Origin of the sequence: Caballeronia glebae, from assembly GCF_001545035.1 — a bacterium.
GTDB lineage: Bacteria > Pseudomonadota > Gammaproteobacteria > Burkholderiales > Burkholderiaceae > Caballeronia > Caballeronia glebae.
Map to the genome: position 1 here is coordinate 70,485 of NZ_FCOJ02000017.1, position 21,204 is coordinate 91,688.

Annotated in this window: 20 protein-coding genes; 3 read left to right on the forward strand and 17 right to left on the reverse strand. The window is 63.1% G+C overall.

The window, feature by feature from the left end; translation table 11 throughout:
* Position 1: 1 nt before the first annotated feature.
* The 11 genes from AWB82_RS14120 to AWB82_RS14170 all read right to left on the reverse strand — a co-directional run bounded on the left by AWB82_RS14120 (position 2) and on the right by AWB82_RS14170 (position 11,353).
* The gene (locus AWB82_RS14120; protein WP_086968047.1) at positions 2-1,063 is read right to left on the reverse strand and encodes an ABC transporter substrate-binding protein; all 1,062 of its coding nucleotides are present in this window, start codon (positions 1,061-1,063) and stop codon (positions 2-4) included.
* Positions 1,064-1,540: 477 nt separating this feature from the next.
* Positions 1,541-1,885: a cupin domain-containing protein gene (locus tag AWB82_RS14125; RefSeq protein WP_086968049.1), complete on the reverse strand. Its 345-nt coding sequence runs from the start codon at positions 1,883-1,885 to the stop codon at positions 1,541-1,543.
* Positions 1,886-1,894: 9 nt separating this feature from the next.
* On the reverse strand, positions 1,895-2,875 hold the full coding sequence (locus AWB82_RS14130; RefSeq protein WP_086968051.1) for a M14 family metallopeptidase: 981 nt from the start codon (positions 2,873-2,875) through the stop codon (positions 1,895-1,897).
* Entirely contained in the window at positions 2,872-4,344 is a 1,473-nt protein-coding gene (locus AWB82_RS14135; protein WP_086968053.1) for an NAD-dependent succinate-semialdehyde dehydrogenase, read from the reverse strand. The genes AWB82_RS14130 and AWB82_RS14135 overlap by 4 nt, the downstream gene beginning before the upstream one ends.
* Positions 4,345-4,360: 16 nt before the next feature.
* Positions 4,361-5,425, reverse strand: a complete 1,065-nt coding sequence (locus AWB82_RS14140) for a tartrate dehydrogenase (RefSeq protein ID WP_086968055.1) — start codon at positions 5,423-5,425, stop codon at positions 4,361-4,363.
* 95 nt (positions 5,426-5,520) lie between these two features.
* Positions 5,521-6,018: an Lrp/AsnC family transcriptional regulator gene (locus AWB82_RS14145; protein WP_086968057.1), complete on the reverse strand. Its 498-nt coding sequence runs from the start codon at positions 6,016-6,018 to the stop codon at positions 5,521-5,523.
* 43 nt (positions 6,019-6,061) lie between these two features.
* Positions 6,062-7,471: an aspartate aminotransferase family protein gene (locus tag AWB82_RS14150; RefSeq protein WP_086968059.1), complete on the reverse strand. Its 1,410-nt coding sequence runs from the start codon at positions 7,469-7,471 to the stop codon at positions 6,062-6,064.
* A 163-nt stretch (positions 7,472-7,634) separates the two neighbouring features.
* On the reverse strand, positions 7,635-8,561 hold the full coding sequence (locus tag AWB82_RS14155) for a 2-hydroxyacid dehydrogenase (RefSeq protein WP_086968061.1): 927 nt from the start codon (positions 8,559-8,561) through the stop codon (positions 7,635-7,637).
* Positions 8,562-8,565: 4 nt separating this feature from the next.
* On the reverse strand, positions 8,566-9,438 hold the full coding sequence (locus AWB82_RS14160) for a GNAT family N-acetyltransferase (protein WP_086968146.1): 873 nt from the start codon (positions 9,436-9,438) through the stop codon (positions 8,566-8,568).
* A gap of 73 nt (positions 9,439-9,511) precedes the next feature.
* Complete coding sequence (locus AWB82_RS14165) at positions 9,512-10,111, reverse strand: DUF488 domain-containing protein (protein WP_086968063.1); 600 nt, start codon at positions 10,109-10,111, stop codon at positions 9,512-9,514.
* A gap of 42 nt (positions 10,112-10,153) precedes the next feature.
* Positions 10,154-11,353, reverse strand: a complete 1,200-nt coding sequence (locus tag AWB82_RS14170) for a YbfB/YjiJ family MFS transporter (protein WP_086968066.1) — start codon at positions 11,351-11,353, stop codon at positions 10,154-10,156.
* A gap of 102 nt (positions 11,354-11,455) precedes the next feature.
* Here AWB82_RS14170 and AWB82_RS14175 point away from each other — a divergent pair, with 102 nt between their 5' ends.
* Both AWB82_RS14175 and AWB82_RS14180 read left to right on the forward strand, forming a co-directional pair.
* Positions 11,456-12,361, forward strand: coding sequence for a LysR family transcriptional regulator (locus AWB82_RS14175; RefSeq protein WP_086968068.1), 906 nt, complete (start codon positions 11,456-11,458; stop codon positions 12,359-12,361).
* An 87-nt stretch (positions 12,362-12,448) separates the two neighbouring features.
* The gene (locus AWB82_RS14180; RefSeq protein WP_086968070.1) at positions 12,449-13,288 is read left to right on the forward strand and encodes a protein-L-isoaspartate O-methyltransferase family protein; all 840 of its coding nucleotides are present in this window, start codon (positions 12,449-12,451) and stop codon (positions 13,286-13,288) included.
* Between the two features lie 15 nt (positions 13,289-13,303).
* Here AWB82_RS14180 and AWB82_RS14185 read toward each other — a convergent pair whose 3' ends face one another.
* The gene (locus AWB82_RS14185) at positions 13,304-14,287 is read right to left on the reverse strand and encodes a phytanoyl-CoA dioxygenase family protein (protein ID WP_086968072.1); all 984 of its coding nucleotides are present in this window, start codon (positions 14,285-14,287) and stop codon (positions 13,304-13,306) included.
* Between the two features lie 159 nt (positions 14,288-14,446).
* The gene (locus AWB82_RS14190; RefSeq protein WP_235023280.1) at positions 14,447-15,100 is read right to left on the reverse strand and encodes a TetR/AcrR family transcriptional regulator; all 654 of its coding nucleotides are present in this window, start codon (positions 15,098-15,100) and stop codon (positions 14,447-14,449) included.
* Between the two features lie 95 nt (positions 15,101-15,195).
* Here AWB82_RS14190 and AWB82_RS14195 point away from each other — a divergent pair, with 95 nt between their 5' ends.
* The gene (locus tag AWB82_RS14195; protein ID WP_086968074.1) at positions 15,196-17,232 is read left to right on the forward strand and encodes an NADH:flavin oxidoreductase; all 2,037 of its coding nucleotides are present in this window, start codon (positions 15,196-15,198) and stop codon (positions 17,230-17,232) included.
* 48 nt (positions 17,233-17,280) lie between these two features.
* Here AWB82_RS14195 and AWB82_RS14200 read toward each other — a convergent pair whose 3' ends face one another.
* The 4 genes from AWB82_RS14200 to AWB82_RS14215 are packed head-to-tail and all read right to left on the reverse strand — an operon-like array spanning position 17,281 to position 21,198.
* Entirely contained in the window at positions 17,281-18,327 is a 1,047-nt protein-coding gene (locus AWB82_RS14200; RefSeq protein ID WP_086968076.1) for an ABC transporter substrate-binding protein, read from the reverse strand.
* 21 nt (positions 18,328-18,348) lie between these two features.
* Positions 18,349-19,476 (reverse strand): NAD(P)/FAD-dependent oxidoreductase, encoded by a 1,128-nt coding sequence (locus AWB82_RS14205; protein ID WP_086968078.1) that lies wholly within the window; start codon positions 19,474-19,476, stop codon positions 18,349-18,351.
* Entirely contained in the window at positions 19,469-20,893 is a 1,425-nt protein-coding gene (locus AWB82_RS14210; protein WP_086968079.1) for an FAD/NAD(P)-dependent oxidoreductase, read from the reverse strand. Before AWB82_RS14210 ends, AWB82_RS14205 begins: the two co-directional genes overlap by 8 nt.
* On the reverse strand, positions 20,890-21,198 hold the full coding sequence (locus AWB82_RS14215; protein WP_086968081.1) for a (2Fe-2S)-binding protein: 309 nt from the start codon (positions 21,196-21,198) through the stop codon (positions 20,890-20,892). The genes AWB82_RS14210 and AWB82_RS14215 overlap by 4 nt, the downstream gene beginning before the upstream one ends.
* Positions 21,199-21,204: the final 6 nt, after the last annotated feature.

Below are 21,204 nucleotides of genomic sequence, written 5' to 3' on the forward strand. Positions count from 1 at the left end.
GTCATTGCATGAACTTGAGCCAGCGCGCCTTCGCCTGAACGCCAGGCTCGGAGGCCCACCATTCCTCCGACAGCAGCGCCTGCTTCGCGGCATTCGCGGGCGCGCTCGGCAGTTCGGATGCGCGCTTGTCGGTGATCTTGCCGGTCTTGAATGCGGCCGGATTGCCGGGACCGTAATCGATATAAAGCGGCAGATTCGCCTGCAATTGCGGCGATACGGCCGCGTTTAGAAAGCGCACGGCATCGTTCATGTTCGGCGCGTTCTTCAGAATGCAGAGCTGCGTGTTCTGCAGAATGCCGTCGTTGAACGTAAAGGCGACGTCCGGATTGTCCTTCATCACGGCGCTCGCGCGACCGTTCCAGATCATGGTCATGTCGACTTCGCCATCGTGCAGCAATTGGGCCGACTGTCCACCCGAGGTCCACCATACCGTGACATTCGGCTTGATCTCTTCGAGCTTCTTGAACGCACGATCCACGTCGAGCGGATAAAGCTTGTCGCGCGGCACGCCGTCCGCGAGCAGCGCGGCTTCGAGCACGGTCATCGGATCGTTGCGCAGCGCGCGCGTGCCAGGGAAGTTCTTTACGTCCCAGAAGTCTTTCCAGCTTTGCGGCACTTTCTTCAGCGTCTTCTTGTTATAGCCGATGACCGTCGAATAGAACTCGTACGCCACTGAATACGGCGTGCGATATTGTTCCGGAATGCTGGCGGCGTTGGGGATCTTCGAGAAGTCGAGCTTTTCGAGCAGGCCTTCTCGTCCGCCGCGCAAGCAGTTCGACGTCGGGGTATCGACGACGTCCCAGATCGGCTTGCCGGTCGCGCCTTGCGCCTTGATCTGCGGCCACGCATCCGGAATGCTGTCCTGATTGATCGTAATGCCCAGCTCTTTCGCGGCAGGATCGAGAATCGCCTTGGTCTGCGCTTCCTGATACGCGCCGCCTTGCGATACGAACGTGATCTTGCCCGCCGCGAACGCGGAAGTCGTGCCCGCGATGCACAGCAGCAATGTCATGGCCAGCGGGCGAACGGAAAAGTGCGGACAGCGGAACCTTGCAATCTTCATCACGGCGTTTTCCTCGACAAGATTGAAGCAGTGGACGTCCTGCAGATCGCGGTCCCGTCCGGCTTCGAGCGAAGGCGGGGACGGCGCGCATGAGTAGGATCTGTTCACCTATAAAACGGCCATGCGAACGCCCGAAATCGGCTGCTGTGCAAGGAGCGCGTCGCGCCGTTTGGCCGCCCCAAACAAGCGACGCGCGACGCCGCAATACGGCCGATTTCGGGCGTTCCCCCAAATTGAATTTTTGGTCAGGGGTTGCCCCATAAAGGGCCGCTCGCGGCGTCATGCTCCTTGCAATATTCCCGATATTCGCTTCGTCGCATTCCTTGCGATCGGCCCTTTATGGGGCAACGCATGGCCGTTTTATAGGTGAACAGACCCTACAAATATATTGAGTCAAATACGCGGGGGCAACGCCGGAATTGTTGGAGTGACCATGACCTGATGTTATGTCAGTGCAATGGCCACGTCCTGTCGCCTTTAGAAGATCACGTAGACCTTGCGCATGGTCTGATCGACTTCCCATGTACCTTCGGTGTTCGCTGCGAAGAAGAGCGTATCGCCGCCGGTGAAGTGGATCGTATCTTCGCCATCGGGCGTGAAGCGGCCGCTGCCCAACAGAAAATGCATGACTTCGGCCTCTTTCACCGAACGCCGATAAGTACCCGGCGTGCATTCGAATACGCCGGTATCGATCGCCTCGCTTCCCGGGATAACTTTCTGCACGCCCGATATCTTTATGTCCTGCGTGCCCGGAAGTCCGGCCGTGCCCCAGTCTTCCAGTCCTTCAATAGCAATGCTCTGCCTGATCTGCTGAACTTTCATCGCTCGCCTTTAAGTGGATTGAATGCGCCGTTCGATCTTGCCGAAACGCACGACCGTCACGCCCGGCCGCAACTGTCGCAGCGACGGCATCACGAGCATGCAATCGTCATAGGGCGTCTTGACCGCAACGCCCTCCGACCAGCCGATCACGCTGCCCGCTTCGGGAAACACTTCGAGGCCGGTGTAGGCATCGGCGAAACGGAAGTCCATGCTCTTCGCGACGACCGGTTCGGTCACGCGCACGACGAGCATCTCTTGCGGCGATGGCTGAATCCAGCCGGCGGGAAGATCTTCCTCGTCGATCACGCCCGACAGCCGAAGAAAGCGCGCGGTCACATCGCGTGCGACCGTTACCGCATTCGCTTCCCAGTGCTGGCCGCATTCGATGAGCAACGCGTTCTTGCTGCTTGAAGGATCGCCGAAGCCTTCGTAATCGCGCATGCGCCGGCCTTCGGGATGGCCTTCGTCGCAAATCACGGTGGCGGGCGTGCCGAGCTTCACCGACAAGTCGATGCCTTTATCGAGCGGCCCCGCGACGATCAACGGCTTGCTCCTCTCATGCATCGAATGAAGATCGAGCAACAGATCCACGGTATCGATCACGGGCCGCATTGCACGGGCGCGGCGCAACTCGCTCGAATCGCGCGACGCGTCGTCGAGCGCTTGCGCGGTCCATACGCGATTGAAGTCCTGATCGACGAAGCGCGACGCATCGGGCGTGCTCGCATCGAAACGCGCGTAGGCGTCGACGTTCGCGAACGCGAGCGTGAGCTTGCCGCGTCGCGGGCGCAGCCGGGCACGCAGCAATGCATCGACGACGATCGCGCCGCTTACTTCGTTGCCGTGCGTGAGCGCGTTGATCATCACATGCGCTCCGTCGACGCCCGAATCGAACGTATGCACATACGGCACGCCCGCGTTGCCCGACGCATGCGCGCCGATATCGGGGAACGTGATCTCGATCGGGTATGCGTTCAAATGCGCGCTCATTCGAGACCGCCCTGGCAGAGATATTTGATCGAGAGGTAATCGTCGAGGCCGTACTTCGAGCCTTCGCGTCCATAGCCCGATTCCTTGACGCCGCCGAACGGCGCGGCCTCGCTCGAAATCGCGCCTTCGTTGATGCCGACGAGACCCGCTTCGAGCAGACGCGAAACGCGGTCGATGCGCTTCAGGTTCTGGCTGTAGAAATACGCGGCGAGGCCGAACGGCGTGTCGTTCGCGACGCGGATCGCTTCGGCTTCGTCGTCGAAACGAAAGAGCGGCACGACCGGGCCGAAGGTTTCTTCGCAACTCAGTTGCATGTCGGGCGTGGCGTTGGCGAGCACGGTCGGCGCGTAGTAGTTGGGGCCGAGTTCGGTAAGCCGCTTGCCGCCCGTGAGCGCGCGTGCGCCGCGCTTCAAGGCGTCGTTCACATGACGCTCGATCTTCTCTACCGCGCGCGCGTTGATCATCGGGCCGATCTGCGCATCGGCATTAGTTGCAGGTGCAACTATCAATGCGGCGACGCGCTTCGCCAGCAGATCGGCGAACTTGTCGTACACGGCCGACTGCACGTACACGCGATTCGGGCACACGCAGGTCTGTCCGCCATTGCGGAATTTCGACGCCATGAGGCCCGTGACGGCGGCATCGAGATCGGCGTCGTCGAATACGATGAAGGGTGCATTGCCGCCGAGTTCCAGCGACAGCTTCTTCAACGTGCCCGCCGACTCGCGCGCGAGGTACTTGCCGACCGGCGTCGAGCCGGTGAAGGTGATCTTGCGCACACGGCCGTCTTCGAGCCAGTCGGCGACCGCGTCCTGCGCGTTCTCGCGCGATGCGACGATCAGATTCAGCGCGCCCGCCGGCACGCCCGCTTCGTGCGCGAGCATGACGAGAGCGAGCGCCGTGAGTGGCGTGTCTTCGGCCGGTTTGCCCACGACGGTGCAACCCGCCGCGAGCGCAGGCGCGATCTTGCGCGCGATCATCGCGAGCGGGAAATTCCACGGCGTGATGGCCGCGACGATACCCACCGGTTCCTTCACCGCGCTCATGCGCTTGCCACGCTGCTGCTGCGGAATGATGTCGCCGTAAATGCGCGTGGCTTCGTCCGCGAACCATGCGACGTAGGACGCGCCGTACATCACTTCGCCGCGGCCTTCCGCGAACGGCTTGCCTTGTTCGAGCGAGATGAGACGTCCGAGCGCATCCGCGTTCTCGACGATCAGCGCATGCCAGCGATGCAGCACGGCCGCGCGATCCTTCGGCAGCGTGTCGCGCCACGCGGGGAAAGCGCGCGCGGCGGCATCGGTGGCGGCGCGGGCATCGGCGGGACCGCTGTCGGCCACTTGCGCGACGACTTCGCCGGTTGCGGGATCGGTGACGGCGAAACGTTGGCCGCTTGCGGCGGCAACCCATTTACCGTCGATGAAATTGTCGGCGCGAATCAGGTCGCCGAGTTCGTATCGTTGCGTCATGATGTCTCCAGAAAAGTCAGGCGAGCATTTGCGCGATGGCCGCGCCGACTTCCGCCGTCTTTGCCTTGCCGCCGAGATCGCCGGTATGCGGGCCTTCCTTCAATACGGCCGAGATCGCGGCGAGCATCGCGTCGTGCGCGTCGCGTTCGCCGAGGAAGTCGAGCATCATCGCGGCCGACCAGATCATCGCGACCGGATTGGCGATGCCCTTGCCGGCGATATCCGGCGCCGAGCCATGCACCGGTTCGAACAGCGACGGGAAGTTGCGCTCCGGATTCATGTTCGCCGAAGGTGCGATGCCGATCGTGCCCGTGCATGCCGGACCCAGGTCCGAAAGAATGTCGCCGAAGAGGTTGGTCGCGACGACCACATCGAAGCGATCGGGGCTCAACACGAAGCGCGCGCACAGAATGTCGATGTGCTGCTTGTCCCATTTGATCTCGGGATATTGCGCGGCGATTTCGGCGGCGCGCGCGTCCCACCACGGCATGCTGATCGAAATGCCGTTGCTCTTCGTGGCGACCGTGATTTTCTTCTCGCGCTTTTGCGCCAGGTCGAACGCAAACTTCAATACGCGCTCGGCGCCCTTGCGCGTGAAGATCGACGTCTGCGATACGAACTCGCGCTCGGTGCCCTCGAACATCGTGCCGCCGACCGACGAATACTCGCCTTCGGTGTTCTCGCGCACGATCATGAAGTCGATATCGCCCGCCTTGCGATTCGCGAGCGGCGAGGGCACGCCGTCGAAGAGGCGCGCGGGACGCAAGTTGATGTATTGATCGAACTCGCGCCGGAATTTGAGCAACGAGCCCCACAGCGAGATATGGTCCGGAACCGTGTCGGGCCAGCCGACCGCGCCGAATAGAATGGCATCGGCGTCTTGCAGTTGCGCCTTCCAGTCGTCGGGCATCATCTGGCCGTGTTGCGCGTAGTAGTCGCAACTCGCCCACTCGATATGCCGGTACTCCAGTTCGATATCGAAGCGCTTGCTCACGGCGTCGAGCGCGCGCAATGCTTCGGGCATGACTTCGACGCCGATGCCGTCGCCCGGAATCACGGCAATACGATATTTGCTGGACATGTGCTACTCCGCGTGAAAATGATCGACGATAAAAAGCACGCGCGTGCAGAAGGCGCGTGCGTCCGTTCGAGGCAAAAGAGTTAGAGGCGCGCGCCTCAGTGATGGTTCTGCGAGAAGAGCGTTTCGAGCGGATAGTGCGTCTTCACGAACGACGTCTTGATGATGACGTAGCTGAAGTACTTTTCGATGCCGATGCCGCGCTCCAGCAGCCCTTCGATAATGCTTTGATAGTGACTTACGCTGCGCGTGACGAACTTGAGCAGATAGTCGTAGCCGCCGCTCGCGAGATGACATTCGACGATCTCGTCGACATCTTTCACCGCATTCACGAACTTGATGAAGTCTTCGCGGCGATGATCGGCGAGCGTGACTTCGGTGAAGACCACCTGCACGTCGCCGAGCTTTTCGAGCTGAATCTGCGCGCCATAACCGACTATATAACCCGCTTTCTCCAGCCGCTTCACACGAATCAGGCAAGGGCTGGGCGACAGGCCGACCGCATCCGCGAGCTCCACGTTCGTGATGCGCCCGCGTTTCTGCAATTGCGAGAGGATACGCAGATCGATTCGGTCCAGCTTGCTGTCGGTGCTCATCGCGGCGGGTTCGGTCTCGCATGTCGGCGGTCGGTCGATGTTATCACGCAGCCGCGCGGGAACTGAAACCTGATCCGCCTTTCAGCGCGTCGCGCACGTCGCTTTGCGCGAGTACATCGTCGAGTGTCTTCCTGAGCCGCTCGAACAGCATGTCGAAGTTAGCTTCGGTATAGCAGAGCGCCGGCGCGAAGCCGAGAATGTTATCGCCGAACGCGCGAAATACGAGGCCGTTTCCATAAGCCGCTGCAGCGATGCGGTCGGGCAGTTTGAGCGATGCATCGAAACCCTGCTTGCTGTTCTTATCGGCGACGAGTTCGAGCGCGCCGAGCAAGCCGCGATGCCGCGAATCGCCGACGAGCGGATGATCCAGCAACGCATCGAGCCCTTGCGCGAAACGCGGCGCCTGCGCCTGGGCATTCGCGAGCAGGCCGCCTTCGTGATAGAGCCGCATGACTTCGAGGCCGATAGCCGCGCTCACCGGATGCGCCGAATACGTATGACCATGACCGATGGCCGCGGACACATCGCCGCCATCCGCGATACCTTGATAGACCGCATCGGACATGAGCACCGCGCCCATCGGCGCATAGCCCGCGGTGAGTCCCTTGGCGACCGTCATAAGATCCGGCTCGACGCCTTCGCCTTCGCATGCGAAGAGCGGTCCCGTGCGGCCGAAGCCGGTAATGACTTCATCCGCGACGAAGAGGATATCGAGCTTGCGGCACGCTTCGCGCATCGCCTTCAGCCAGCCGAAAGGCGGCACGATCACGCCGCCCGATCCTTGAATCGGCTCGCAGAAGAATGCGGCGACGTTGTCCGCGCCCAGCTCCGCGACCTTGGCTTCCAGCGCCTGCACCGAAGCCGCGATGAGCGCGGTGTCATCGGCGTAATCGTTGCGATACGCATACGGCGACGCAATGTGATGCTGCGTCGGTAGCGGCAAGTCGAAGTTGCGATGGAACGCGGGCAGCGCGGTCAGTCCCGCGCCGATCGAGGACGAACCGTGATAACCGCGTTGCAGCGCGATGAAATGCTTCTTCGACGGCCGGCCCGTCGCGTTGTAGTAGTGCGTGATGAAGCGCAGCGCGGAATCGACGGCATCCGAGCCGCCGAGCGTGAAGTACACGTGTTGCAGCGACGCGGGCGCAAGCTCGACGAGCTTCGCGGCCAGTTCGATCGCGGGCTCGGAGCCGAAGTGAAAATAACCCGTGGCGTAGGGCAGTTTCGCCATCTGCTTCGCGGCGGCTTCGACGATGCTCGCGTGTCCATAACCCGTGTTCACGCACCACAGGCCGGAGAAGGCGTCGAGCAGTTCGCGGCCTTCGATATCGCGCAGGAATACGCCGTCGGCGGAATCGAGCACGGTGACGCCGCGCGCTTCATGCGCGCGATAACTGACGACGGGATGAATCAGATGCTTACGGTCGGACTCGACAAGCGACTTGATCGACATAATGCGGCTCTCTCTTCGCGAAGGGGGCGGAATGGCTCTTGACCGTTTCATACTATCGGCAGAACCGTATCGCGCGCATCGCCAAAAAAATCGCCAAAAAGCAAATTCGCGGCGTTTTACGGGGTGCTCGCAGCATTTTGTGCTGCGAGGTCCGCGAGGCGGCTCAGTAACCGCGCGCGCGGTCGATCTCGCCGATCATGCGCTCTCCCGCGCGATGACGGCGCAGATTCTCCAGCACCATTTCGACGGCTGTTTCGGGCCGCGTCGCGCTGGCGATATGCGGGCTCAGGCGCACGCGCGGATGCGTCCAGAACGCATGCTCGGGCGGCAACGGCTCGGGATCGGTGACGTCGAGAATGGCGGCATGCAGATGGCCGCTGTCGAGCGCATCGAGCAGATCCTGTTGAATCACCTGCGGACCGCGCCCGACGTTGATGAACGAAGCGCCCTTCGGCAAGAGCCCGAACACGCGCTTGTCGATGAGACCGCGCGTCGAATCGGTGAGCGGCAGCAGGCACACGAGGACATCGGTGCGCGCGAGAAACGCATCGAGCGACTCGACGCCCGCATGACATTCGACGCCTTCGATCTCATGCGCCGAACGGCTCCAGCCCGCGCAATCGAAGCCGAACGAACGCAGCGTTTTCAGCACGGCTGTGCCGAGCATGCCGAGGCCGAGCACGCCTACACGACGCGTCGAAGCCGCGCGAACGGGCAGCTCGCGCCACACGCGTTCGCGTTGCTGCGCGGCGTAATCGAAGAGATCGCGATGAATCGTGAGCACGGCCTGCGTCACATACTCGACCATGCCTTCGACGATGCCCGGCTCGGTCATGCGCACGACCGCGACATGCGGCGGCACGCCGGACAGATCGAACTGATCGATGCCCGCGCCGACCGAGAAGATCACTTCGAGATTCGGGAATGTGCGCATGACATCGGCGGGCGGCTGCCATGCGGCGAGATAACGAACGGCGTTCGCATCGCCGATATCGGGCCATACGCGGAACGGCACGTCGGGCGCTTTTTGCGCGAAATGCCCAGCCCATTGCCTGCCGCGTTCGGGGTCGGCCTTATAGAGGATCGTCATCGTCTTAGCCTAGCGCCTGATTGATGATCGCGAACTGCGCGACGGACGCATCGTGCGGCGGCGTGCCGTTGCGCGCCATCTTGATGACCGTATCGACGCACTTGAGTCCAATGCTTTCGAGCCACGCGGAAAGGCCGCTTTCATCGGGCGTGTCGATGCGCGTGAACTTGCCTTCGCCATGCGCGAGCCAATGTGCGATGAGCGCCTGCGCGCGCCGCGTGTGCTGCGCGTCGGCGGTGACTGAAACGACCGGACCGATGGCGCGCCCCCGGCCGAACTCGCGAAGGAGCGAGAAGCCGAGCAATTCGTCGTCGCGTTCGAGCACGACGCCTTTGGCGACTTCGAGCAGCGCGGGCAAGAGCGCGCTTCGGTCGAGTCCGCTTGCGCGCGACGCGAACGCGACGAGCGCATCCGTATCGCGCGGTTCGATCGCGCGCAGACGCTCGCCTTGCATCAGTTCGATGCGCGGCACGGCGAAATCGGCGGATTGATGTTGATGAATCGCACCGACGCGCCTGAACCCGAGCTTGGCGTAAAGCGGTTCGCCTGCGGGCGTCGCGTGCAGCACGGTGATGCGATTGCCGAGCGCTTCGAGCAGCAGTTCCATCAGCTTGCGGCCGATTCCCTTGCCCTGACAATCCGGCGCGACGATGACCATGCCGAGCGATCCGCCGTTGCCGCCGTACATCCAGCACAGCGCCGTGCCGACCACGCGCTCGCCGATCTGCGCGATGAAACCCGCGCCGGCATCGAGCACGAAGCGCCAGTCGTCGGCGCGATGCGGCCATTTGACTTCGACGGAAAGCGCGTGCGCCGCGGCGATGTCGTCGGCGGTGAAGGGGCGATAGATGAGGGCGGATGTTTCGGCGGCGGGCACGGCATGCTCCACGGTAGAGGATGCTCGCCACTGTGACACGCACTCCAGCGCGCGGATAGGACGATCCTGTTGCCTAGGCTTCAGTGTTATCGGTGTTATCGGTGTTATCGGTGTTATCGGTGTTATCGATGTTATCGGTGTTATTGGCGGGATAGCGAACGGCGTTCGGTGAATCGAGTGATGCGCCTTTAGTCAGATGCGCTTCTTCGATCCGGTCGTCGCCCATGAGATGAAATACCGTCTCGCCGCGAGCAAGGAGATAGTCCGCGACGATGCGCCTGTGACAACGCCACCAGACCGCCTCCGAGCACATCACGGCGCAGCGTTGCTTGCGTCCGAGTGTTATCAGTTGGTCGAGACCGCGATGGAAGTTATCCGAGAGCGCATAGTCGGCGTAATTGTGAAAGCTTTGATTTTCCCAGAAGCCGTTCACATCGGGCGAGATAGCTTTCGATTTGCCGCGCAATCCGCCGAGTTCCACAATCCGCTCGTATCCTATGCCATAAGATTCGAGGCTTTCGGGCAAGGCGTCCGCGTTGAATTGCGGATTTGTTCGCGATTTCGGAACCGTGCGGATATCGACGACCAGTCTCACCTCCGCCGTTTGCAAAAGCGCGGCGAGTTCTTCCACGGTTCGAGTGGAATGACCGACTGTGTAGAAAGGCAACTTCATGCATCGTGCTCCGCGCGTTTTTCCCCGATGATACTTCGCCGTCTATGCAGCACGCGCTGTGGCACGAAGCCCCAGCCAGATCAGACCGGCCGCACCGAGTCCCAGCGCCGCCACCGCGATCCACAACGCGATGGAAAACGATCCGGTGCGCGCGGCGATCGGCGCGGCGACGAGCGGTCCCGCGATCTGGCCGAGTCCGTATGAGGCCGTCGCATAGCCCATCAGACCGGCGGCGGACTCGCCACGCAAGCGTCGCGCCTCGCGCATCGCGAAGAGCGTGATGGCGGTGAACGGCAAGCCCAGCAGCAAACTGCCGATACCGAAGCCGAGCACGCCCGGAAACACGATGCCCAGCCATATGCCCAGCGCCTGGATGAGATAGCACGCGGCGCAAAGCAGCCGGTTGTCCCACGAGAGCGGCAGCCGCGCGGCGACCAGCGCGCCGACGATCAGCGCCAGCCCGAACGCGGGCCAGAACAGATCGGGCCACGGCGAGCCCGGCAAGGCCTGTCGCGCGATGACGGGCAGGAAGGTCGCCGTGATGATGTAGCCGAATCCCGCGAGACCGTAAAGGCCGACGAGCCCGATCGAATCGGCACGCGCCGGTGCGTTCGCCACGGGAGCGGCGACATGCGCCCGGCCACGCATCGCCGACGGCCGATGGGCGAACGCCTTCCAAACGAGCGCGCCCGCCACGGCCGAGCAGAGCGCGAATCCGGCCCACACGGACGGCGCGCTCACGCCGAGCGCCGCGGCCGCCGCACCGAGCAGGCCGGTCGCGACGATGCCGACGCCCGGCCCCGCGTAGATCACGCCGGCGAGACCGTGCGCGTCGAGTTCGGCGAGCTGCCGCAAGCCCCATTGCGACGCGAACACGAAGGCCCACGCGCTGACGACGCCCGCCGCGAACCGTATCGCGGCCCACAGCGGGAAGAGATGGACGAGGGCCATTGCGAGCGTCAGCGCGATGGTCCACGCGAGCGCGAGACGCACCATGCGCGCGTGATCGATGCGGATCGCCGCGCACGACAACGCGCCGACGAGATAACCGGCGTAATTGGCCGATGCGAGCCAGCCGCCGTGACGGATATCGAGCGCGCCGCTTTTCAGCATCAGCGGCAAGAGCGGCGTGAACGCGAACCGGCCGACGCCGAGCGCCACCGCCAAGACGACGGCGCACGCGAGCGCGGCGTTTCGCGCGTGATGTGCAGGCAGCGACGAAGCTTGAGCGGTTGAAGCCATGAGTCGATGACGGTGAGCGTGGCGGGAATACGCGCATCCTAGCTTGACCGATGTATCTTGAAAAATGAATAATCGAGATGCGATCAATCTTCGGAAAAGATTATGGATCTCTCGGCATTGACCATTTTCAGGGCTGTCGTGCGCGAAAACGGCGTGACGCGTGCGGCCGCGAAGCTCAACCGCGTGCAGTCGAACGTGACGACGCGCATTCGTCAGCTGGAAGAAACGCTCGGCACGGACCTCTTTATCCGCGATGGCCGGCGTCTCGTGCTGACGCCGGCCGGCGAGACCTTGCTGCCGTATGCCGAACGTCTGCTCGCGCTCGCGGATGAAGCGCGTCATGCGGTCAGCGAGAATCGTCCGCAAGGGCGTCTGCGGCTCGGGACGATGGAAAGCACCGCCGCGAGCCGCCTGCCGCGCGTGCTGGCGGCGTATCACCAGCGCTGGCCGCAAGTGACGCTCGAACTGACGACGGGCGTGACGCGCGCGCTCATCGAAAGCGTGCGTTCGTTCGAAGTGGACGCGGCGGTGTTGGCGCGGCCCATCGAGCCCGACACGCTTCCCGCCGAGCAATTCGAATTCGTGCCGGTGTTCGAGGAGGAACTGACGCTCGTCACGCCGCGCGGGCAGCATCCGGCTTCGCTGGCGCGGGAGGTTGCGGGCCTCACGCTGATTGCGTTCGAGCGCGGCTGCGCATACCGCTCATACGCGATGCGCTGGTACGAGCAACAGGGCATCCGGCCCGCGCGGGTGCTGGAATTAGGCTCGTATCACGCGATCGTCGCGTGCGTGGCGGCGGGGGCGGGCGTCGCGGTTGCGCCGCGCTCGGTGCTCGAACTCGCGCGTCTGGATGACGAAGTGGATCTGCATCCGATGGGCGAGTTCGGGCGGATCGACACCTTGCTCGTGTGGCGCAAGGGACACGCTTCGGCGGCGCTTGGCGCGATGCGGGAGTTGCTGGTGAATGACCGGACTGCGGCGGCGAGTGACCGCGAAGTAACCACGTGAGCATAACTTTGCGCAATGGATGATCGATCTTCATCGGCACAAAGTTATGCCGAGCGGTTTTCGCAACGCACGAGATCAGGATTGGAAATGGACGGACATCTAAATGAACTGCGAGCTTTTCACGCAAGCCTGATGGCCGCGGCCAGCGGCTCCGTCGACCCGCGTCTCGCGCGCGTATTCAAGCTCGTGCCACGCGAAGCATTCCTGCCGCCCGGGCCGTGGAAGATATCGGGACCCGATGGCCGCTATTACGAAACGCCGAGTGACGATCCCGCTTATATCTATCAGAACAACATCGTCGCGCTCGATGCGTCGCGCGAGATCAACAACGGCGAGCCCTTTTTGCACGCGTCGTGGATCGGCGCGGTCATGTTGCGTCCGGGCGAACGCGTATGCCATATCGGCGCGGGCTCCGGCTATTACACGGCTATTCTCTCGGTGCTGGCCGCGCCGGGCGGAAGCGTCGAAGCATTCGAAATCGATGAAACGTTGGCGCGCGCGGCGCGACACAATCTTGAACCGTACGAGGGCGTCAGCGTCACGCACGCGAATGCGACTGAGGCCGATATTCCGGCGTCGGATGTCATCTATGTGAACGCGGGCGTGCTTGCGCCGCCGCCGGCCTGGCTGCGCGCCTTGCGCCCAGGCGGACGCCTGATCTTTCCGTGGCGTCCGTCGGAAGAAACGGGACTCGCCATGCTCGTGACGAAACTCGCAAGCGGGAAGCTTCGGGCAAGGCCGCTTGCGCCGGCGTACTTCATTCCATGTACGGGCGGCGCGTCGGCTAGGGACCGTCTCGCGGCTGCGCCCGACGCCCACGCCGCCGCGACGATTCGATCGATCTGGCTGACTTCGGAGCGCACGCCGGATGAATCCGCGATCGCCGCATACGAGCATGTGTGGTTCTCGTCGCTGGCCGTTGAATAACTTCTGCGACGAAGCTCACTTCACCAATGCCTTGATGGCCAGTTTCTTTGCCATCTGAAATGTCTTCGGGAACGTCGTTTCGATACCCAGCACGACGCGGCTGGACAGCCGCTCCATGTCTTTCGGGCAGTTGAACGCCATACCGTTGAACTCGCGCAGATTCAGCGGCTTGATCTTCGACTGGAATTGCAGGAACCGGTGAGAAAGCGGGATGAAATGCGACGTGAGGGAACTGCGCGAATATTGCGGACGCGTCGTGCGCAAGCTGCCATGAATCGTTTTCGAATTCCAGAGAAGCACGTCGCCTTTTTGCAGGAATGGCGCGCGAAATTCGAGTTGTTGTTCGGATAAGATCTTCTTGACGAGTTCCTTGTATTGACCATGATTGAACGCGACGTCAAAGTTCTTTCCGTTCTTCACCATGTCGATACGGTGACTGCCTGGAACCACGAAGAAGCGCCCGGCGCCCGCGTCGATATCTTCGAGGGCGTACCAGCATCCCACCATCGTGCCGATCAACTCGCTGTCGAGGTAGTACGTATCCTGATGCGGCCACGTCTCCGCGTTCCCTTCGAAATACATGCTCTGCACGAGCTTGCCTTCTTCCGAAAAGAGTTCGCGTGTGATCGCTTTGATATTCGGGCTCGCGAACGCCTTGACCGCCAGGTTCTTGAGCGGCGCGAAACCTACGTCACTGAGGGACTGAAGATTGAGCAGCGGATTCATCACGAAACCGTACTCGTTGATTCTGTTCTTTTCCGGATTCGCCGTAGCCTGCCGGTATATATATCCAGGGTATTGCTTGACCGTTTTATCGAACGCATTGCGAATGGAATCGCACGCGGCTTGATCCACTACTTTGCGCACGACGACATAGCCGTTTTCTTCGTAGTATTGCTTCGCGCCAGCGAGATCGGTCAAATCGAATGTAGTCGAGTTCTGATCGACCGTTTCCGGGATTTCTATTTCGGTTCCAATCGGACTAAGGATTTTGTGCATGATGGCCCCAAAGGCGGAATAGACCGTGCTCCCCCAGCCTATGTCGAACGAATGGGCCCGCGTCGCGCCTGACCGATTCCGCCAAGGGATTGGCCTCTGGCGGCAACAATCCGAATGCTCACGCATGCAAGCGCGAACAAAATATGCACTCGCACCCCTTCACTGAAACGCGAAGTTGCGCCTTGAATAGAAACGCTGAAGCTCGTGTTTCTTCGGCCGCACGCCCGTGAACACCTCGACGTATTCCGGAATGCGCGACATGCGCGCCGCCATGTCTTCGTCGGGCTTCGTCGACACATAACCCGCCTGCGTGAAATACGCCACGCGCGCGCGGACATCGGCGGCGCGCGGTTCATAGCCGAAGCGCGCGAACAGGTCCGTCAACGCCGCGATGCGTTGCGCGTCGTCCTGCGCCATCTGCGCGGCGATCTCCGGCGATTGCTGCGCCCAGCTGCGCATCGCGGCCTCGAAGCGCGAATCGAAGAGCGTGTCGTCGAACCAGCAGTCGAAGACATTCAGCATCGCTTCGCACACGCTGTCCGCATACGCCTGCGTGCGCTCGATCCAGTTGCCCGTGTTTTTCTCCTTCCATCGGCCGAGCAGGAAATCGAGCAGTTCCTCACGGTCCTTGAAGAACCAATAGAAACTCGTGCGCGAAAGATTCAGCTTTTTTGCAAGCGGAAGTATGCGGACTGCGTCCACGCCTCCTTCGAGAAGGCCTTCGTACGCCGCGTCCAGCCACATGTCGGCGGAGCCGCGCACTACGTCGGGCGTCTGGTCCATTGCGTCGTTTTCCTGGTTTTTGACGTTCACGTACACCATTGTCTCCCTACTTGACACATGTGTACAGTGGTTCTACTCTTGGTTCACAACGGTCGTTCGTCCCCACTTGCTTCGAAGAGGCGCTCATGTCCACGGATCCGCTGCTGCAGCCTTACACGCTGAAACATCTCACTTTTCGAAACCGGATCATGACGACCTCGCATGAACCGGCCTACGCCGAGGACGGGATGCCGAAGGAGCGCTATCGCGCTTATCACGTCGAAAGGGCGAAGGCGGGCATCGCATTGACGATGACGGCGGGCTCGGCGGCTGTTTCGAAGGACAGTCCGCCGGTGTTCAACAACATCCTCGCGTACCGGGACGAAGTTGTGCCGTGGATGAAGGATCTCGTCGACGAATGCCACGAGCACGGCGCGAAGGTGATGATCCAGTTGACTCATCTCGGCCGGCGCACGCGCTGGGACAAGGGTGACTGGCTGCCCGCTGTGTCGCCTTCGCACAATCGCGAGCCGGCGCATAGGGCTTTCCCGAAGAAGCTGGAAGACTGGGACATCGAGCGCATCGTGCGCGACTTCGCGGATGCGGCCGAGCGCATGAAAGCGGCCGGGCTCGACGGGCTGGAAATCGAATCGTACGGTCATTTGATGGACCAGTTCTGGTCGCCTCTGACGAACACGCTCGAAGGTCCTTACGGCGGCTCGCTGGACAATCGCATGCGCTTCACGTTCGATGTGCTGCGCGCGATTCGCGAGCGCGTCGGCGAGCGCTTTCTCGTCGGCATTCGCTATACGGCCGATGAAATGCTCGCGGGCGGCATCACGAAGGAAGAGGGCATCGAGATTTCGAAACGCCTGAAAAACAGCGGTCTCGTCGATTTCCTGAACGTCATTCGCGGGCATCTGGAAACGGACGCCGGACTCACCGACATCATCCCGATCATGGGAATGAAGAGTGCCCCGCATCTCGACTTCGCGGGCGAGATCCGGCGGGTGACGGAGTTCCCCACGTTTCATGCGGCGCGCATTCAGGACGTCGCGACGGCGCGCCACGCGATCGAGTCGGGCAAGATCGACATGGTCGGCATGACGCGCGCGCACATGACCGATCCGCATATCGTGCGCAAGATCATCGAGCGCCGCGAAGACGACATCCGGCCTTGCGTGGGCGCGAATTATTGTCTCGATCGCATCTATCAGGGCGGCATGGCGCTGTGCATTCACAATGCCGCGACGGGCCGCGAACTGGAGATGCCGCAGACGATCAAGCCCGCCGCGATCAAGCGCAGGATCGTGATAATCGGCGCGGGGCCGGCGGGCCTCGAAGCGGCGCGCGTGGCGGGCGAGCGTGGGCACGATGTCGTCGTGCTCGAAGCGATGAACGATCCCGGCGGGCAGATTCGTCTCACCGCGCAGAACGTTCGCCGCAAGGAGATGATGGGCATCATCGACTGGCGTATGGCGCAGTGCGAAAGGCTCGGCGTGCAGTTCAGATTCAACACGTGGGCGGATACGGAGACGGTGCTCGCGGAAAATCCCGACGTGGTGATCGTCGCGACCGGCGGCATGCCGCACACAGAGGTTTGCAGCACGGGCAACGAGCATGTCGTCTCGTCGTGGGACATCATTTCGGGCGACGTGAAGCCCGGCGCGAACGTGCTGATTTTCGACGACGCCGGCGATCACGCCGCGCTTCAGGCTGCCGAAACCATCGCGCAGGCGGGCGGCAAGGTGGAAGTCATGACGCCCGACCGCTCCTTCTCGCCCGAAGTGATGAGCATGAATCTCGTGCCTTATATGCGCTCGCTGCAAAAGCTCGCGACCACGTTCACGGTGACGTTCCGGCTTGAGTCGGTGCGTCGCGAAGGCGGCGATCTGGTGGCGACGATCGGCAGCGACTACGGCGGCGTCACGAAAGAGCAGCGTCACGATCAGATCGTCGTCAATCACGGCACGATTCCGATGGACGAGCTTTACTTCGAACTCAAGCCGCTTTCGAAGAACCGCGGCGCGGTGAATTACGACGAACTCATCGACGGCAGGCAGCAGAGCGCCGAGACAAATCCGGAAGGACGCTTTCAGCTTTTTAGAATCGGCGATGCGGTGGCGGCGCGCAACACGCACGCCGCTATCTACGATGCGCTGCGGCTGGTGAAGGATCTTTAAGCACGTCGACGCGCGATTACGCGCGTCGCGTGATTAAAAAAATCAGGCTTACTTTTCGATCTGCTGATTCCAGCGCTGATCCCACTGCGCGCGATTCGCGTTGATCGTGTCCCAGTCCACGACGCTCACTTTCTTCACGAGCGAATTCAGATCGCCGAGATTCTTCTCCATCTCCGGCGTCATCTTCGCCTTCGTGTTGGTCGGGATCTGCTTGCCGGCTTCGGCGGCCTTCGTTTGCGCGGGCGCGGACAACAGGAATTGCGCGAGCTTCTGGGCGAGCGCCGGATCGGGATTGTTCTTCACGACGCACGCATCGACGAGCAGCAGCACCGCGCCTTCCTTCGGCGCGACATACGCGACCGGCAGACCCTTGTCCTTCAGATCGCCGATGGCGGTCGGCGTGAGCGGGAAGAGGCCGGCTTCGCCGGTCGTGATCATCTCCGAGAGCTTCGCCGAGTTCGGAATGTATTCGACGACGTTCGGTCCGACCGTCGTCGCCCATTTGGAGAATCCCGGCTCGACGTTCTTTTCGCTGCCGCCGAGGATGCGGTTGATCGCGAGGAAGCCGTGCAAGCCGAACGTGCTGCTCGACGCCGACTGGAATACGACCTTGCCCTTGTACTTGGGATCGGCGAAATCCATCCACGAAGTGGGCGGCGCCCAGCCCTTTTCCTTGAAAAGCTTCGTGTTGTAGCCGATGCCCGTCATGCCGAGCTGCACGCCCGCGCCCATGTCGTCCTTCAGGCGCGCGAACGGATAGAGTTCCTTGAGCACCGGCGAATCGTCGAGCTTCTGGCACACGCCCATGCTGACGGCGCGCGCCATGACGCCGTCGTCGAGGAACGCGACGTGAATCTGCGGACTGTTGCGATTGGCGAGCAGCTTCGCGAGCACGTCCGAAGACGTGCCCGGCACCACGACGACCTTCACGTTGTTAGCCTTCTCGAAGTCGGGAAGCACCTGGCTCGTGTAGGCCTTTTCCATCGGTCCGCCGTTCATGCCGATGTAGATGGTTTTGGTTTGCGACCAGGCGGGCGACGTCATGCCGAACGCGACGAGCGCGGCGAGCGATACGAGTGTGCGGGGCAGCTTCATCGTGAGTTTTCCTTGTTCTGGCTAGTGTGTGGCGGATAGAGGCATCGAACTGAAACGTGCGATCGAAAACGCGTCGATCGGCGTGCTCGTCTCGCCCTGCGTGACGAGTTCGGCGAGCACTTCGCCGACGCCGGGCGCGAGCAGAAAACCGCCGCCCGAGAAACCGAAAGCATGCAGCAGACGCGGCGTCGTGCGGCTCGGCCCGATAACCGGATTGCTGTCCGGCGTCTCGCCTTCGACGCCGCTCCAGGTGCGGATCAAAAGCGCATCGCGCAGCGCGGGCAGGAGCGCGCATGCGTCGCGCATCACGGCGCGCGTCGTGGCGCTCGACGGCTGCGCGTGCTCGCCGTCGCCATGTCCGCGCCCGCCGCCGATCACGCAGTTGCCGCGCTCGACCTGCCGCGCGTAGATGCCGCCGCCGACGACGCCGAGGCTATGCCCGATAAAAAGCGGCAGCGGCTCCGTCACCCACATGTTCGGATAGATGGGCTTCATCGGCGCGCTTTCGCCGAAGCTCCCCGCGATGCGATTCGCCCACGCGCCCGCGCTGTTGACGAGCCAGTCGGAGCTGATGCGCTCGCGGCCCGCGCGCATCTGAAAGCGCGCGCCGTCGAACGCGATATCGGACAGTTCGGTCTGTTCGCGCACGTCGGCGCCCGCGCGTCGCGCGGCGTGCGCGAAACCCGGCGAGACGAGACGCGGATTCGCGTGGCCATCGGAAGGACAGAGCGAGCCGCCGATCGCCGCGGGACCGAGCCACGGATAACGCTCGCGGAACGCCGCGCCGCTCATCACCTGCGATTCGACGCCGTGCTCGCGCGCCATCGCGGACCATCGATCGAGCACGTCGAGATCGGCTTCACGACGCGCGATCCGCAGATGACCCGACACGACCATCTCGCCGTCGATGCCGATAAGCTCGGGCAAGCGGCCATAGACACGCCGCGCGCGCACCGCGAGCGGCAACTGTTCCGCCGTGCGTCCCTGCGTGCGCACGCCGCCGTAGTTCACGCCGCTCGCCTGCGCGCCGCAGAAACGCCGTTCGATCAGGGCGACGCGCATGCCGGCTTTCGCGAGCGCGAGCGCCGTCGACGAGCCGACGAGCCCGCCGCCCGCGATCACCACATCGTAATGGCGTGCGTCACTCATCGTGGGCTTCCTCGGGCTGCACGCGCACGCCGTCGTCGTAGAGCATCGGCGTGATCGGAATGGGTTTGATGGGCGCCTGGCTGCGCAGACGGCCGACATCGGCGAGCGGCTTGCCGGTTTCGGCACTGAGCAGAGCGATGGCGGACTCGCCGCACATGCGGCCCTGACAACGGCCCATGCCGATGCGGGTGAGCGCCTTGAGGCGATTGACTTCGGTCGCGAGCCCGCTACGGATGCACGCGCGCATCGTGCCCGCGGTGACGTCCTCGCAGCGGCAGACGGTCATGTCGTCGGGCCAGTTTTGCGCGGTGTTTTCGGGCGGCGCGAACGCATGCTCGATGCCTTCGCGAAACGCCGCGATGCGTTGCAGTTCGCGTTCGAGCTTCGTTGCGTCGGGCGGGACGCGCTCGTGGGCCACGATGCCGATGTCCTCGATCAGCGCGAGCGCGGCGCGTCGTCCAGCCAGCTCGGCGGCGTCCGCGCCGGCGATGCCCGCGCCGTCGCCCGCGAGATAGACGTGGCGCACCGAAGCGCGGCCCGCCGCGTCGCGCTCGGGCAGCCAGCAGCGATTGAGCGCGTCGAAGCGAAAGCGGCATCCGGCGAGATCGGCGAGTTGCGTTTCGGGACGCAGGCCGAAGCCCATGCCCACGGCATCGCAATCGAGCGTGCGTGGCTCGCCGCGATGCGTGCGCCAGCGCATGCCGCGCACGGCGTCGTCTCCATCGATGCCGTCGAGCGTCACGCCGCGTTCGATACGCACGCCGTGCGCCTTGAGCCAGCCGACGTAGTACACGCCCTTGGCGAACGTCGATGGCTGACTGAGCATGCGCGGCGCGGCGGCGACCTGTCGCGCGAACGGACTCGTGTCGAGCACGGCGACGACCTGCGCGCCCGCCTTGACGTACTGATACGCGACCAGATACAGCAGCGGCCCGGTGCCCGCGAGCACGATGCGCGAACCGATCGCGCAGCCTTGCGCCTTCAACGCGACCTGCGCGCCGCCGAGCGTGAAGACGCCCGCGAGCGTCCAGCCGGGAATCGGCACGATGCGATCGGTCGCGCCGCTCGCGATGATCAAATGCGTGAACGGCACGCTCGCTTCGCGCCCCGCGTGAATCGTGTCGAGGCGGTTCTGCTCGCACGCCCACACGAGCGTGTCGGGACGATAGTCGATCTGCGGCAACAGCTTCGCCATCGTGTCGTGCACGGCGGCGGCCTTCTTCGCCTCGAAGCCGTAGAGCGCGGCCTTGCTGCGTCTGAAGCCCGCGTCGGCGGGCGGCTGGCGATAGATTTGCCCGCCCCAGCGTGCGTTTTCATCGATGACGACGGGACGCACGCCCGACGCGACGAGTGTTTCCGCCGCGCGGATTCCGGCCGGTCCCGCGCCGACGATGACCACACGATGCGCATCGCTCATCGCGCATCCTCCGTGCACACGCGCATGCCCGCTTCCACGCGCGTCGAACATGCGCGCATGCGCTTGCCGTCCTCGCCGCGCACCCAGCAATCCTGACACGCGCCGATGAGGCAGAAGCCCGCGCGCGGCTTGCCGCTGAATTCGCTATGCCGCACGTGACGCTGCTGCATGAGAATTGCGGTCAGAAGCGTGTCGCCCGCGAGCGCTTCGGCGGGCGCGCCGTCGAGCACGAAGGAAATGCGCGCGCGCTGCGTCTCGACGAGACGGACGAATTGCGGCGCGCGATGAAGCGTTTCGGTGCTCATGAGATT

Coding starts and splice junctions, on each gene's coding strand:
- AWB82_RS14120 (WP_086968047.1), bottom strand. CDS start 1,063: ATGAAGATTGCAAGGTTCCGCTGTCCGCACTTTTCCGTTCGCCCGCTG.
- AWB82_RS14125 (WP_086968049.1), bottom strand. CDS start 1,885: ATGAAAGTTCAGCAGATCAGGCAGAGCATTGCTATTGAAGGACTGGAA.
- AWB82_RS14130 (WP_086968051.1), bottom strand. CDS start 2,875: ATGAGCGCGCATTTGAACGCATACCCGATCGAGATCACGTTCCCCGAT.
- AWB82_RS14135 (WP_086968053.1), bottom strand. CDS start 4,344: ATGACGCAACGATACGAACTCGGCGACCTGATTCGCGCCGACAATTTC.
- AWB82_RS14140 (WP_086968055.1), bottom strand. CDS start 5,425: ATGTCCAGCAAATATCGTATTGCCGTGATTCCGGGCGACGGCATCGGC.
- AWB82_RS14145 (WP_086968057.1), bottom strand. CDS start 6,018: ATGAGCACCGACAGCAAGCTGGACCGAATCGATCTGCGTATCCTCTCG.
- AWB82_RS14150 (WP_086968059.1), bottom strand. CDS start 7,471: ATGTCGATCAAGTCGCTTGTCGAGTCCGACCGTAAGCATCTGATTCAT.
- AWB82_RS14155 (WP_086968061.1), bottom strand. CDS start 8,561: ATGACGATCCTCTATAAGGCCGACCCCGAACGCGGCAGGCAATGGGCT.
- AWB82_RS14165 (WP_086968063.1), bottom strand. CDS start 10,111: ATGAAGTTGCCTTTCTACACAGTCGGTCATTCCACTCGAACCGTGGAA.
- AWB82_RS14170 (WP_086968066.1), bottom strand. CDS start 11,353: ATGGCTTCAACCGCTCAAGCTTCGTCGCTGCCTGCACATCACGCGCGA.
- AWB82_RS14175 (WP_086968068.1), top strand. CDS start 11,456: ATGGATCTCTCGGCATTGACCATTTTCAGGGCTGTCGTGCGCGAAAAC.
- AWB82_RS14180 (WP_086968070.1), top strand. CDS start 12,449: ATGGACGGACATCTAAATGAACTGCGAGCTTTTCACGCAAGCCTGATG.
- AWB82_RS14185 (WP_086968072.1), bottom strand. CDS start 14,287: ATGCACAAAATCCTTAGTCCGATTGGAACCGAAATAGAAATCCCGGAA.
- AWB82_RS14195 (WP_086968074.1), top strand. CDS start 15,196: ATGTCCACGGATCCGCTGCTGCAGCCTTACACGCTGAAACATCTCACT.
- AWB82_RS14200 (WP_086968076.1), bottom strand. CDS start 18,327: ATGAAGCTGCCCCGCACACTCGTATCGCTCGCCGCGCTCGTCGCGTTC.
- AWB82_RS14205 (WP_086968078.1), bottom strand. CDS start 19,476: ATGAGTGACGCACGCCATTACGATGTGGTGATCGCGGGCGGCGGGCTC.
- AWB82_RS14210 (WP_086968079.1), bottom strand. CDS start 20,893: ATGAGCGATGCGCATCGTGTGGTCATCGTCGGCGCGGGACCGGCCGGA.
- AWB82_RS14215 (WP_086968081.1), bottom strand. CDS start 21,198: ATGAGCACCGAAACGCTTCATCGCGCGCCGCAATTCGTCCGTCTCGTC.